The sequence below is a fragment of the Bradyrhizobium sp. 45 genome, from assembly GCF_023073155.1.
GTDB classification, from domain to species: domain Bacteria; phylum Pseudomonadota; class Alphaproteobacteria; order Rhizobiales; family Xanthobacteraceae; genus Bradyrhizobium; species Bradyrhizobium canariense_D.
Genome location: NZ_JADPIX010000103.1, coordinates 122,854 through 135,653 on the forward strand (window position 1 = coordinate 122,854; position 12,800 = coordinate 135,653).

The 12,800-nt window shown below is 55.3% G+C and carries 10 protein-coding genes; 3 read left to right on the forward strand and 7 right to left on the reverse strand.

Annotated elements, in window-relative coordinates:
• Positions 1 to 10: 10 nt before the first annotated feature.
• Complete coding sequence (gene galE, locus IVB42_RS17235) at positions 11 to 994, reverse strand: UDP-glucose 4-epimerase GalE (protein ID WP_247395929.1); 984 nt, start codon at positions 992 to 994, stop codon at positions 11 to 13.
• Positions 991 to 1,491 (reverse strand): NAD-dependent epimerase/dehydratase family protein, encoded by a 501-nt coding sequence (locus tag IVB42_RS17240; protein ID WP_256467724.1) that lies wholly within the window; start codon positions 1,489 to 1,491, stop codon positions 991 to 993. Before IVB42_RS17240 ends, galE begins: the two co-directional genes overlap by 4 nt.
• A 910-nt stretch (positions 1,492 to 2,401) precedes the next feature.
• Between IVB42_RS17240 and IVB42_RS17250 the strand changes: the two genes are divergently transcribed.
• A complete protein-coding gene (locus IVB42_RS17250; protein ID WP_085383856.1) occupies positions 2,402 to 3,400 on the forward strand; it encodes a glycosyltransferase family 2 protein in 999 nt (332 codons plus the stop codon).
• Here IVB42_RS17250 and IVB42_RS17255 read toward each other — a convergent pair.
• On the reverse strand, positions 3,389 to 4,585 hold the full coding sequence (locus tag IVB42_RS17255) for a glycosyltransferase (RefSeq protein WP_247395927.1): 1,197 nt from the start codon (positions 4,583 to 4,585) through the stop codon (positions 3,389 to 3,391). The two genes, IVB42_RS17250 and IVB42_RS17255, sit on opposite strands and share 12 nt — an antisense overlap.
• Positions 4,586 to 4,693: 108 nt before the next feature.
• Here IVB42_RS17255 and IVB42_RS17260 point away from each other — a divergent pair, with 108 nt between their 5' ends.
• Complete coding sequence (locus IVB42_RS17260) at positions 4,694 to 5,743, forward strand: glycosyltransferase (RefSeq protein WP_247395925.1); 1,050 nt, start codon at positions 4,694 to 4,696, stop codon at positions 5,741 to 5,743.
• 53 nt (positions 5,744 to 5,796) lie between these two features.
• On the opposite strand, the gene IVB42_RS17265 is transcribed toward IVB42_RS17260, so the two are convergent.
• Entirely contained in the window at positions 5,797 to 6,627 is an 831-nt protein-coding gene (locus tag IVB42_RS17265) for a glycosyltransferase family 25 protein (RefSeq protein ID WP_247395923.1), read from the reverse strand.
• Between the two features lie 252 nt (positions 6,628 to 6,879).
• Between IVB42_RS17265 and IVB42_RS17270 the strand changes: the two genes are divergently transcribed.
• Positions 6,880 to 8,028 (forward strand): acyltransferase, encoded by a 1,149-nt coding sequence (locus IVB42_RS17270; protein ID WP_247470641.1) that lies wholly within the window; start codon positions 6,880 to 6,882, stop codon positions 8,026 to 8,028.
• Positions 8,029 to 8,074: 46 nt separating this feature from the next.
• On the opposite strand, the gene IVB42_RS17275 is transcribed toward IVB42_RS17270, so the two are convergent.
• From IVB42_RS17275 to IVB42_RS17285, 3 genes are all read right to left on the reverse strand, one after another.
• Positions 8,075 to 9,253, reverse strand: coding sequence for an acyltransferase family protein (locus IVB42_RS17275; protein WP_247395921.1), 1,179 nt, complete (start codon positions 9,251 to 9,253; stop codon positions 8,075 to 8,077).
• A 218-nt stretch (positions 9,254 to 9,471) separates the two neighbouring features.
• Positions 9,472 to 11,109: a glycosyltransferase gene (locus tag IVB42_RS17280; RefSeq protein ID WP_247395919.1), complete on the reverse strand. Its 1,638-nt coding sequence runs from the start codon at positions 11,107 to 11,109 to the stop codon at positions 9,472 to 9,474.
• A gap of 81 nt (positions 11,110 to 11,190) precedes the next feature.
• Positions 11,191 to 12,732 (reverse strand): lipopolysaccharide biosynthesis protein, encoded by a 1,542-nt coding sequence (locus IVB42_RS17285; RefSeq protein WP_247395917.1) that lies wholly within the window; start codon positions 12,730 to 12,732, stop codon positions 11,191 to 11,193.
• Positions 12,733 to 12,800 lie beyond the last annotated feature (68 nt).

Below are 12,800 nucleotides of genomic sequence, written 5' to 3' on the forward strand. Positions count from 1 at the left end.
TCGTGCGCAATCATGCCGGCGGGTGGCTATCGCTCCACCTCAGTGCGGTCTTGATAATGAAATCGATCTCGGATTGCCACGGGCTCCAACCGAGCTCCCGCTTGGCTTTGGCAAAGGAGGCGACGAGCGTGGGCGGGTCCCCTGGGCGGCGTGGGCCGCGGCGGACGACCGGGTCCCTTCCGGAGACACGCTTCACCGCCTCTACTAGTTCGAGCACACTCGTGCCAACCCCCGTACCGAGATTGAAGACATGAGTACCGCCTCGAGCCACCAGCATGTCACCTGCCAGAAGGTGGGCCTGCGCCAGATCAGTGACGTGGATATAGTCCCTTATTGCAGTGCCGTCCGGCGTCGGAAAGTCCGTTCCCAGAATGGTGAAAGGCCGATCGGGTCGGCGCACCGCTTCGATCGCCAACGGAATGGCGTGCGTCTCCGGTTCGTGGCGCTCGCCGATCTCGCCATCAGGATCACAGCCCGCCGCGTTGAAATAGCGCAGCGAAACCGACGACATCTCGTACGCGCGACCGAAGTCCTCGAGCATACGCTCGATAATCATCTTGGACCATCCATAGGGATTAATCGGCGCCTGCGGATGCGTTTCGTCTATTGGGGTGCGCGTGGGTACTCCGTAACTGGCACACGTGCTGGAAAAGAGCACGCGCGAACAGCCGACCGCCCGCATGGCATCCAGGAGGGCAAGCGTTCCTCTCGTGTTATTATCGTAGTAAATGGCGGGATCAGCCACCGATTCGCCGACATAAGCCAGTGCCGCAAAGTGCGCGACGAGGTCCGGCTTGTAGGTTTCCAGCGCTGCGCGTACGCCGGCTGAATTGCGAATATCGCACTCGACCAACGGTCCCCAGCGCACAGCATCGCGCCAGCCTCGGGAAAGATTGTCGAGCGTCACGACGTTCCAGCCCGCCATCGCAAACGCCTTGCAGCAATGCGAGCCGACGTAGCCAGCACCACCAGTGACAAGAACAGTCTTTTTCATCTCGCCGCTTCCGCTCCCCGCGCAATCATTAGGCTCTCGAAATATGCAATGGTTTTGCGTAAGCCGTCGCGCAACGAGAAGGATGGAAGCCATCCCAACGAGTCCTGGGCCAAACTGATGTTGGGTCGGCGTTGCTTGGGATCGTCGATCGGAAGCGGCTTGAACTCGATAGCCGATCTGGATCCAGTGAGGTCCACGATCATCCCGGCCAGTTCAAGCATTGTGATCTCAGCGGGGTTGCCGAGATTCATAGGACCGACGACGTCATCACATGTGTTCATCAGCCGGACCAGACCGTCGATCAGGTCATCGACGTAGCAGAATGAGCGTGTCTGCTGCCCGTCACCGTAAATTGTGATTGGTTGATTGGTTAGTGCCTGCACAATGAAATTGGAAATGACACGCCCGTCACCGGCGCTTACCAACCGTTCGCAGAGGTGCGAACCCAAAAAGCCGGCACCGCCCGTTACAAGGATTCGCCTCGTTCGCGCCAACATTTTACTCCTCGTCACAAATTCTTGTTGTCAAATCTCCGACTTCCAAATTCCAGCTGATCCTTATCTAAAGCAATTGTGGCCTGAGTTGGTGCGATGCGTGGCTGCGACGCAGCCGCAGGTAGGACGCAGGAACCGGGAACGCGCAGTTGCAAGGCCCCGACGCTTTCGTCACATCGAATTTAGGTCAGCAACCATCTGAGCGACAAATGCGCCCCTGCGGCCCCTCGTGTCGGATGCAGCCGCGAGCGGTGTCCTTGGGGTGCGCATTGCTATGAAACTATTCCCTCGTGGCGGTTTCGTCCGCGGGATAGAACCGCGTTTGATGCGCTTCCGAGAGAACCTGCCCTGTCGATGATTTCGCCAGAGCGGTCCATTCGTACATTCCAGGCTTGCAAGGACCAAATGTCCGGACCGTCCCAGACGGGACAACGCCGTTATGGGGAACCGGAACGTCTTGGCCTCCCATCTCTCGGGTGCCTTGCGCCAGCGTGAGCGACATCGACGTGGCGCCCACGGGAACATTGCTCAGTCGGATCTCGGGATTTGGGAAAAGTGTGATACAGCCGCGTGTCCCGCGCCATGAAAAATCAAGCGTCATCGGATCAGCTGATGCAGGATGACATAGCGCGAGCAACAACGCGAAGACGGCGGCAACAATTTTCACATATCGCTCCGGTCAGGTTTGATGCCGGATCTTCAGGCGATCGGCCACACAGTATCCACCAAAATAAATCGCCATTTTAAGGCTTGGTAGCTGATCATACTGGCTGATCAAGGCAACAAAAGAGCGGCAGGTCACGAGTTGGCCATTGTTATATTTGACCGTCGACACATCCGTTGGCGAGCATCAGAGAACAATGCTGTGCCTGCCAACGGATTGAGCAAAGAACCGCAGGATGGTAGCTAAACCGTGTCCAGAAAAGTCCTGATCGTCGTACCGGTATTGAATGAGGCTCCCCACATCGAGACCGTTGTCCGTAACCTCGCTAGCGACAGCGTTCATGAAGATCGCACAATCGTGGTTGCAGATGGCGGCAGCACCGATGATACGGCTGACATTGTGCGCCAGCTGGCCGAGGAGGTTGCCGGCGTCCATCTGTTGCGCAATCCGCAGCGGCTGCAGAGCGCCGGGGTTAATCTAGCCGTACAAGTCTACGGTGCTGCAGCGCAGGTCCTGGTGCGGTGTGACGCCCATTGCCGATATCCGACGGACTATATTTCGCGCCTCCTCAAGACCTTGGACGAGCGCCAAGCCGACTCGGTCGTGGTCCCTATGGACTCGCGCGGTGACGGCTGCCTGCAAAAGGCCGTCGCCTGGGTATCGGACACAAAGGTCGGTTCGGGCGGATCGGCACATCGCGGCGGAAAGAAAAGCGGCTTTGTCGATCATGGACATCACGCAGCGATGACCATCGACGCCTTTCGCAGGGCCGGTGGTTACGATGAAACCTTCACTCACAATGAAGATGCAGAGTTTGACTGCCGGCTGCGTGCAATCGGCGGCCGGATATTTCTGGATTCGGACATCCGCCTTTCATATCGACCGAGGTCGGGTTTTCTGAGCCTGGCGAGGCAGTACTTCAACTACGGTCGCGGTCGATCGAGAACCGTGAGACGGCATCCCGGATCGTTGCGACTGCGCCAGTTCCTGGTACCGACTCACGTCGCGTTGATGTTCTGCGCCATCGTGCTGTCTCCATTCGCACCTGTACTGTTGACATTGCCGATGGTTTATCTGGCGATACTTGGGCTTACTGCAGTGACAATTGCACAAAAGCATCGCTCGATTTGCGGGCTGCTTGCGCTGCCGGCCGCGGTTGTGATGCACTTCGCGTGGGCACTTGGCTTTTTTTGGGGCATCCTGTCGATCCGCCAGACCACCTGGCAGATGACCCCTTCAGTTTCCTGAATCCTGCAGAACCGGGGCGCTGACCGGTGCGTCTGCATGCCGGCCCGCCTTCGCATAAGCGACCTCGGTCAGGCGGGCAATTGAGGTCCACGTCGGCACGGAGTCGCGCAGATCCAGCATTGCTTGCCCCTTGGAGTTTCGATAATCAGGATCATCAATTAGCCGCTCGAGTGACCGGGACAATGCGGCGGGGTCATCTGGAGGAACGAGCGTTCCCTCTGCCCGATCGCTCAGCCATTCGGCAAAGGTTCCAATGTTCGACGCGACAATCGGACGTCCCGCCGCGATCGCCAGCATCAGCACCCCCGATGCGTCAATGTCTCGGTACGGAAAAGCCAGGATGTCGGCGTGCGCGACCAGCGAGGTCATTTCATCGTCCGGAACGAACCGCAGGTCGAATTCGACATGGTCGTCGAGCTGCAGATCCTTCACCATCGCAAACAACGGCTCCATCGCCATTTCCGGCCAGCCCACGACCTTCACCACGCAACGTGCCCTGACCTCTCGGGGAAGCAATGCAAGTGCGCGAAGCATAACGTCGACGCCCTTGTAGGGCTTTATCTTGCCGAACAGGAGTATTTGAACGCGCCCGCCACCGGCCGAACGCTCGTCCGCCGGTCGGGCAATATGATCCGTCAGCAATCCGTGCGCGATAACGGATATCTTCTCGTCCGGGATACCGACGCCCAGAAGGCGATCGCGTGCAACGGCCGTATGAACGATGAGATGGTCGAAGCAATGCAGAATCTTGAGCGCGCCAATCCGCTGTATCCGCGAGCTCGGATTGTTGTTGAACGGATTCGAGTCATGAACGGTCAGAACCGTTGGCGCGACCTTTCTGAACTTGGGAACGAACTGGCTGTCAACAATCGCCAAGGGCGCCCACTGGAAATGGATCACATCGGGCGGCGCTCTCCTGAAGCGCCTGATCAGCCGAGCCATTGATTCAGCGTGACTGAGACCCTTCAGTCCCAGCTGCACGTTGCGCGGAAGTTTCTTGAAAAAGCGCGACTGCATCCCAGGATAAAAATGTCGGTCAAGAAACCGCACTTCGTCGACGGACGGCTTCTGCCCAAGCTGGCGCCCGACAATGTTGGCTGCATGCCCAATATCGGTCAATCCTTTGGCTAATTTAAGATCATACGGCCAGGTGAACAGTGACGGATCGATCAGAGCGATTTTCATGCGATTGTCTCACCAACCATGCTTGCGGACTGTGAAATTACTTCTGGCTCATCAACGCATGGATTGATAGCCTTCGATGACCCTGGCAGATTTCCTGAGCGAGACGCGTTGAAGATTAGCATCGTCATAACAGTCTACAATTACGAACGGTATGTCGGATTGGCAATCGACAGCGCGTTGAATCAGACGCGGCCAGCGGATGAAATTGTTGTCGTCGACGATGGCTCGATCGACGGTTCCCGTCAGATCATCGCCGGGTATGGTGACAGGATTCGAGCCATATTTCAGGCAAATCAAGGCAACATCGCAGCGTTCGAAGTTGGGTATCGCGAAGCGACAGGCGATGTGCTGCTGTTCCTTGATGCGGACGATATCCTGATGCCGACAGCAGTGGAAAATGTCGCCGCACACTGGCGCGAGGGTCTCTCGAAAGTTCAGTTCAATCTGGAACTCATCGACGGCGCTGGTACGCCTCTTGGACGGTCATTTTGTGCGTTTCCGACGTCGTATACGTCACAGGACGTGCATGAAGAATTTATTCGGTCAGGAACGTATATCTGGCCGGTCATGTCGGGAAATGCGTATTCCAGAGAGTTTCTTCGTCAGGTCATCCCTCTCAATCCGCCCGTCGGATACGATGGCGCTCTCAACACGATCGCGCCGCTTTACGGGGACGTCGTCACGGTGCAGGCAATCTTGGGGCAGTATCGGCTCCATGGTCGAAATATCAGCCGGAACGACGCGCAGGGCCGCGCCCAGCGCTTTCCCGATTTCCCTAGGCAAATCGGGTTTCGCGTCGCCGAGTTCGATATCCTGAAGGCGCATTGCGACAGGAAGTCGGTACATGTGCAATCGGCAAGGCCAATCGATAACGAGATCGTCTTTATCAACTATCGCTTAGCGTCCCGAAAATTGGGACTGAGATATGTCGCTCAGGAGATGGACACATCGAGTTCGCTCCTGCGTCGCGGCATATGGCTGGCTCTGACCGAGACGACACAATGGCGGACCGCCGCCTCTCATATCGTCTGGTTCACTGCGTTATTCTTGAGTCCTTCCTGGTTTGCATACCGGCTGATCATGCTCCGGTTCAACAGGGCAGAACTCCTGAGGCCGCTCCTGAGGTTCGGCAGCGTTATCCGACGCAAGCACGCCTGAATGCGCGATGGCGCAAAGGCAATCCACCTCGCAAGATCCTCGTCGCACGCCCTTCAGGCATCAATCACAGGCTTTCGAACCCCGCGAATTGTCCCCGGCATTGGCCCGTAAAGACTGGTTACGCCGGCAAGGCGGCCGCGAATCCGCCTGTCGGATTGGCGAAGGCGAATATTTTCCGACAAGCGCAGAACGTATTCCTTCGATTTCCACGCAAACCAAGCCGCCCTGTCAAGCGCAGTAGGCTCGCGGAGTGACTCCGCCGCTTTTGCAATCGACGATGGCAGCGTCAGCTCAAGGCATGGAAATGGAAACAAGCCATAGTTGTACAGCCCATTTGCCCAGAAGCGATCCATCTCCCAGTCGACTGGCCGATGGATCGTCGTCACGCTGTGGATGAATCGACGCGCTGCGCCGCTGGAGATCAGATAGGCCTGCGTTCCCATTGGCGCGCGCTCAAACCGCACCAATTCCCGCTGATCCAGCCAGGCCACGTGCTTGCATGGCGCCATGTGTCGCCCATACAGCCGGAGATAACCGATCTCGGCAGCCTTGCAGATATCCGGAAGCGAGCGAAAGCTGAATCCGGCATCGAGAATGACGTCGTCTTCGATCACAAGTGTCCATGAATTGTCGGCGTCTGACGCTGCCACTTGCGCCATGATGCTCATATGACTCGCTGCGCAGCCGATCTCGGCACGTGAAAGGCCCCTGCCCCAAAAGCGGATGGCCAGCGCCTCATCATATTGCGGGAGCCCCTTGGCTGGCGCACGCAGGGCATCAAAGAAGGTCCATGGAATCTCGAGCGACTCCAGATTTGCACGCGCGCGCTCGCGGCGCACGGAACCGGCTAAACTAATCGCCACAATTCTGAGATTGCTGCCCATCGATTGATCAGTCCGACGCTGTTGACTGGGAACCGGAATAGCGCGGCGGCACTTCAGGAACGCACTCGTTGAAGTGGACAAAGAGCAGGCTGTCAATAGCAACCTCCAGCTAGGCACCAAGGCTCGGAAGGACGAGACATACACAGGCGCCCGCACTTTTTGACGCGAGCTGCCGCAGCAGATTCCAGACTTAATCTTGCCAACAACGGTATGGCTAATGCCGTCAAGATGAACTCCAAGTGAAGGCACAACATGGTGAGACGCGAGTACTTCAACGAAATCGTTGGGCTGCGTTTTTATCTCGCCCTTTGGGTTGCCATTGGACATGGCCTCCAGCTTTCCGGTATTATGGAGTCAGACAATAAGATATTGAAGGTCCTTCTGCGCGGCGACGTTGCCGTTCAACTGTTCATGATCGTGAGCGGGTTCGTCATCACGAATCTGATAATTCAAAGAAATGAAACATATCCTCCCTACCTGACTCGCCGCTTCTTCAGACTTTACCCGGTGTTCGTCATCGCTTCCGCAATCGGGTTTGCTGTTTTCCCCTACTGGGTTGCCCTCTCGACGCTTGTGCCCTGGCAGACTTCTGCAGGCTGGGCCGCATGCTCGCAATCGCTCGCCGAGATCGAGCATCAAATGACGACTAATTTTCCAGCTCATTTCTTGGCTCATTGCCTGATGTTTCATGGCGCGATTCCGAACGAGGTTCTCAATCGATCGGCCATGACGTTCCTGCCGGCCGCTTGGAGCATCTCGCTAGAGTGGCAGTTTTACATCGTTGCTCCATTGGTCCTCTTAAGTCTCCGGGATTGGCGATCCACCGTCTGCATGACAATTGTGTTCGGCCTGCTCTACATCGCCCACAGTAGAGGCATGCTCGGCAGTTATGATCTCGCATCCTCCTTGGCAGGCGCCAGTGGGTTTTTTGCTATTGGAATTGCATCTCGTATCGGCTTTAACAAGATCAGCGAGATGACTCTCCGCCCCATCGCGGTCGCAATTTGCCTGTCAGTCCTCGCCATCATGTTTCTACGCGATCCGCTCGGGCTCGTTATTTGGGCCATATTTTTCAGCTATCTGGCTGGAGCAAAAACGGATCAGATCGATGGCAAGATCTTTAGATTTGCCTTCACCAATCCGCTGGTCTTTCGAACTGGAGAGGCTTCCTATTCGCTCTATTTGATTCACCGCCCGGTGCAAGTATTGGTGGGGTATGCGCTGGTGAGAACAGTGCAAGTAACCAGCGCGACTATGTTTGCCGCTATGATTGTAGCCATTGTGATCACCGTCCTGCTCAGCCTGATTTCGTATCAGCAGATCGAAAAGCGCGGAGAGCAGGTCGGACGAGCACTTGCGCGACGTTCGACCAGTTTTGCGGTGACGTCGTCGGCTGCCTGACATCTTCAGCTTGAACACAATCGATGGCAAGCCCGACGAATGCTGCCTAGCGATTTTTTGACGCGGGCTTTACATATAGACCAGAGATAGTATTCCGTATGATGGTCCTTACTGAGTGCGTCCGGCTTTCAAAGGCCCACCAAAAAGCTGTGGAAACGGCCAAGCAACTCGTGGTGATAAGAAGAAATGACGCGAGACTCCTCCAGCTTGCCGAGACCGGATGGATCTGTCCCAGAAGCGACAGCACAAAAACGGCTACCGGAACATGGGTGGCATAAAGTGAAAAGCTTATTTCTGAAGTCGCTCGAGCGAAGCCAAAGTCAGCGAAATAAGCCACGTCTCTCACCTCGAGAACTTTCAGAACACAAACGAACGCGCATCCGAGCATAAGGTCGCTGGCAAGCCACAACCCTTGTCTTCGAAGATAAAGCCAAAGGCAGGCGGAAAGCGCAGAGGCCAAAGCAAGCAGTCTTAACGACGGCTTATCCAGACAAAACAATAGAGCGCCGGACATCCAGACGAGGAAGTAAACTAAATAGCTTACGGCGGTGTACTCCGAGACCTGGGTACGAGCTAATGAACAAACGACAATCAAAGCGACGACCGTCGGAATGGTCAAGAATATCCGCTGTCGAACACCAAGGACCAGCCCGAACCAGGCGAGATAGTAAAGTCCCTCATTGGAGATGCTCCACAATGACAGATTGGACCCGTACTGCTTGCACCACAACATCTGTAGAAAGGCAGCGTTGCACACGGCTTCGCGAAGCCTGAGAAACGACCATAGATTTTCGCGATCAGGAAAAAAGGAAGCTCTCGCGTCTATGACGGACTGACCATTCAGCCAAGCCAACGAACTTCCGTCGAGGATTGCCGTCAACAAGAGAGCCGGGATCAGAACAACGAACATCCTGGATAGTCTTGCCACAAGGTAGTCGGCCGATACTATCTTGTCTTGCAAGACCCGAATGAGAAATGGTCCCCCAACCAGATAGCCGCTTAAGACAAAGAATATAATCACCGCCTCGTGTCCCCATTTGGCAACAAATCGAAGGACTGAGCAGATAACGCCAAATAGCACCCCAGTGTGCTCGACTGCAGAGGGGGTGATGACCAGCGCGGAAGCATGAAACATCAAAACCGCGAGGGCAGCGAGACCGCGTAACAGGTTCAGCCACATAGAAAGCCGAGGGGCGATACGCGTGTCTTGCCGTAACGTCAACATCTGCCTCTCTCTCGTCGTTAGACCGCGCCTCCGAGATATAACTCTTTCGCTCTCACGCGCGGTCGTAATCTACGAACCCGCGGGCGTGAGGCCTTCATTCACCCGGTCGCCCCTGATTTTGACGGCGAGAATTGGGATTTCTGTGAAACGCATTTCAATCCAACCCATCTTCCCTCGACCAATCGCACAGCAGGACGTTAAGCTGAGTGGCCACATCGCTAGATATACCTGCTCGCAAGGCGACTGTAGGTCGAGCGGCCATTTCTTATCCAGTCCGAAAGGCCAGCTTCGTCGGAATGCACGAAGTACTTCTTGTAGGAATAGGATTCCCAAAGATGATGGCAGACTGCATTGTCGAAACTATGGTTCTCTTCGAACATGAGCTTCATGCTCTGATCGTCCCAGCTCGGCCAGTGAAAACGATCATGAGGCTGCACGTTAATTGTCCAGAATCCACTCCGCCACATGACGTAAGGGAGCTGTACCGAAAACTGATCCCAAGTCTTGTCTGAAAATCGCTCGTACGAATTCAGCCAGTCGACGAGAAACCCATCGTTCGGCGCGGCCAACATTACGGCATTGCAAAGTCCATCGACCTTATGCCCGATCTGCAGACCAATCGAAAACGAGCTGTCCAGCATATCATCGAACGGCTTTACAGTTATCGTGTCGAGATCGAGATAGATTCCTCCCATCTCCTTCAAGATGCTCATTCTCGTGATATCTGCCTTGTGGGCGAAGTGGTTCAGCTTCCGTCCCTTGAATTCATGCGGGATAACGATCTTGTTCATCGAAAGCAGACCTTCGACGTCCCTGAAGCTCGGCGATTCAGGTTTGTAATGGTGATGAAAAAAGACCTCTTCGGGCTTGATCTTCTCAATGGCAGACCTGACGGCAACTTTATGCATGACGTTGAATGGCTTTCCGCCGAAATCCGGCGACAAGCCAAAAATGAAATGAATGATCTTCGGAACCCTATTTTTCACAATTGCCGGAAAGGCTCTATCTGAGGCTAACTCGTCGGCCATGCGTTCCCGAATTGGATCGGGAACGTACCGCCGCACGCTGGCTTTAGACTGATTGCCTATAAGGGCCTTCACCCGGTGGCAAAAGTCCCTATTGGCATCCCGACACTCCTCCAGCGCCGCCTCGTGAACCTCGGCTTCAGAAAATGCATCAGTCCAGCAGCCCGTCTGCGCTATTGGCACTTGGTGCTTGAGCGTAAGCATCTTGCTGCCGCCACCGATCGCGACGACAGGCTTCTTCGCGAGCGTGCCAAGATATGCCGCATGATATGAATTGGTAACGATCCGACGCGCGGAACAGATCGCTTCAACAAATGCCTGGCTGCTACAATCGTTGAACACGATCCTCGCGTCGTCTGTTGATTGCGACACGATGGACGATATCATTTCCTTGTCCGATCGAAGATCGCGATGAAGCAGAAAAAGCGTTCCAAAACTCGAATTGCCCCGTTCATCGAGTTGCGGGTTCATGCAGCTTGGGCACGGAACCCACGTGAATCCAGCGTTGTAGTCGCGAATTCCGACCAGATTGAACTGGCGTAACTGGCCATACTCCTCAAACCCCGGCTGCCGTTTATCAACCGCGTAGATGTCGTGACTGTTGTGACCGGCTCCCCACAAGATTGTCGGTATCTGACCGCGAGTCCAAGACGATATGTCGGCGTCAAAAAATGGCTGCCCGATCAACCCTCCGCCTCCTATGATGACGGCCTTGGCGTTCTCCCTCGTTAGCTTTCGCAGGGCGCGACGGGCCAGGCTTGCACCGGCATGGACTTCCTGGCGAACTGCCCAGTTGAATTCAGAACCGAAATAGTTAAGCGGACTGGACATCACATCTCCGATGTTGCCATCGCTCAGTCTGCTTACAAAGATTACTGGTCGCCGCACTTGAACCTCTTTCCCTGATCTTGATCACACTTCCAAGCAGCTTTCGCCGGTCTTAAACCGGAGCCGCCGGAATTTTCCTAACTGGTCGATTATCCTGCGCTCCGCGCCGGCGGGCGCTCCACACGCTATCCAAAGAAGTGCGTGGCTTATTACGTATATGCTCGCTCCCAGGACAATCTTCCCTGCGAATATCGCAGCGAGCGCCAGGGGACCGACATGCCCGAGATGCGAGCTCGGTAAGAGCAACAATGTACCGTACATGATTGCCACTGACGTGATGCTGCGCCAACTCGCGGCAATCGGATCCAGCATTCTGCTGTGCGTGATCCTGGCAGCCAGATGCAAGCCATATAAGATGAAAAAGGAGCCCGTTATCACCCTTCCAATGATAACTCCCATCAAGCCTCCCAAATGGAAACCAGCAACCAAGACAGAAACTCGGAAAACAAAGAAAACTGCCGCGCGAACGAAAAGGTCTCGTCCCCTATCCATCGACAACGCCACTGTTTCGATTCCGGCGAGCATCGTCTGCAGGGCGATTAGGGGAGCAATGTAAACCACTACGTTGACAGCGATCTCCCACTGCGGACCGACAAACAGATAAACGGCATCCCTTGCCACCGCAGACATGCCAAAGCCAATCGGCAGCGCCATGGCTAGAATGACTGACTGCGCCTCTCGGTACGCCTTTCGAAGTCGGTCCACGTCGCTCGACATTAGAGAGAATGCCGGAAACAGAGCGCGAGTAAGAGGCGCTACGCAGTCTCCAGTCGTCATCACAGCAATCTGTTGACCGATATGATAGGCTCCAAGTGTTTCGCTACCAAGACGTCTTCCGATGAGCAGATAGTCGACTCTGCCGTTCAGGTAATCCAGAGCTCCGATTAATATCAGCCAAATCCCGAACGAAACTATTTCCTTGGTTTTGGAGAGGTCTAGCCGAGGCCGCCAGGGGATATTGTAGTATGACAAGATGAGCATGGATGTGCTCGAGGCAATCGAGCCAACGACGATCGCCCAATAGTTACGCAGCATGACCGCCGCTGTTATGCCTACCACGGCCCCTATGATGGTCGATACGATTTGCCTCTTGCTTTCCCGGGCAAAGTTGAGTCTCTTCGAATAAACGCTCAAGAGCGGGTTGTTGAGACAGGCCAGCAGGGATGGAACGGCCATGACGCACAGGACGTCTTTCAGACGCTCGTCGCCTAACACATGCGCCAGGAGGCCTGAGGAAAGAACCAGCAGAATTCCTGTTATCAATCCGCGTATGAGGCTAATCGTAAACGCTGTATCGAGATGGGCTCTTGTCAAGTTCTGCGACTTGATGATGGCACCAGACACCTGAAAATCTGCCAAGATATTGATAAACCCGACTGCTGCTGTAGCGAGTGCAATGATGCCGTAATCGTCCGGCGTGAGCATGCGGGCAAGGATGGCCGTCGAAATCAGTTGCGCCGCTCGCGAAAATGCCGTTGTGGCCCACAGGACTGCGGCGCTATTCACCACCCGCCCGCCGACCTCGTGCCGATTCTCATCCGCCAGAAGGTCCATTTCGCGTTGCATTCAACTGCCTTTTTGAGTGCCGTCCGCATCACACCCGCACCACGCAGGCCTTCCAAGGATTATTGCGA

Excerpts from the sequence above, each read along its gene's own strand:
- galE (WP_247395929.1), bottom strand. The coding sequence starts at position 994 with ATGAAAAAGACTGTTCTTGTCACTGGTGGTGCTGGCTACGTCGGCTCG.
- IVB42_RS17240 (WP_256467724.1), bottom strand. The coding sequence starts at position 1,491 with ATGTTGGCGCGAACGAGGCGAATCCTTGTAACGGGCGGTGCCGGCTTT.
- IVB42_RS17255 (WP_247395927.1), bottom strand. The coding sequence starts at position 4,585 with ATGAAAATCGCTCTGATCGATCCGTCACTGTTCACCTGGCCGTATGAT.
- IVB42_RS17265 (WP_247395923.1), bottom strand. The coding sequence starts at position 6,627 with ATGGGCAGCAATCTCAGAATTGTGGCGATTAGTTTAGCCGGTTCCGTG.
- IVB42_RS17270 (WP_247470641.1), top strand. The coding sequence starts at position 6,880 with ATGGTGAGACGCGAGTACTTCAACGAAATCGTTGGGCTGCGTTTTTAT.
- IVB42_RS17275 (WP_247395921.1), bottom strand. The coding sequence starts at position 9,253 with ATGTTGACGTTACGGCAAGACACGCGTATCGCCCCTCGGCTTTCTATG.
- IVB42_RS17280 (WP_247395919.1), bottom strand. The coding sequence starts at position 11,109 with ATGTCCAGTCCGCTTAACTATTTCGGTTCTGAATTCAACTGGGCAGTT.
- IVB42_RS17285 (WP_247395917.1), bottom strand. The coding sequence starts at position 12,732 with ATGCAACGCGAAATGGACCTTCTGGCGGATGAGAATCGGCACGAGGTC.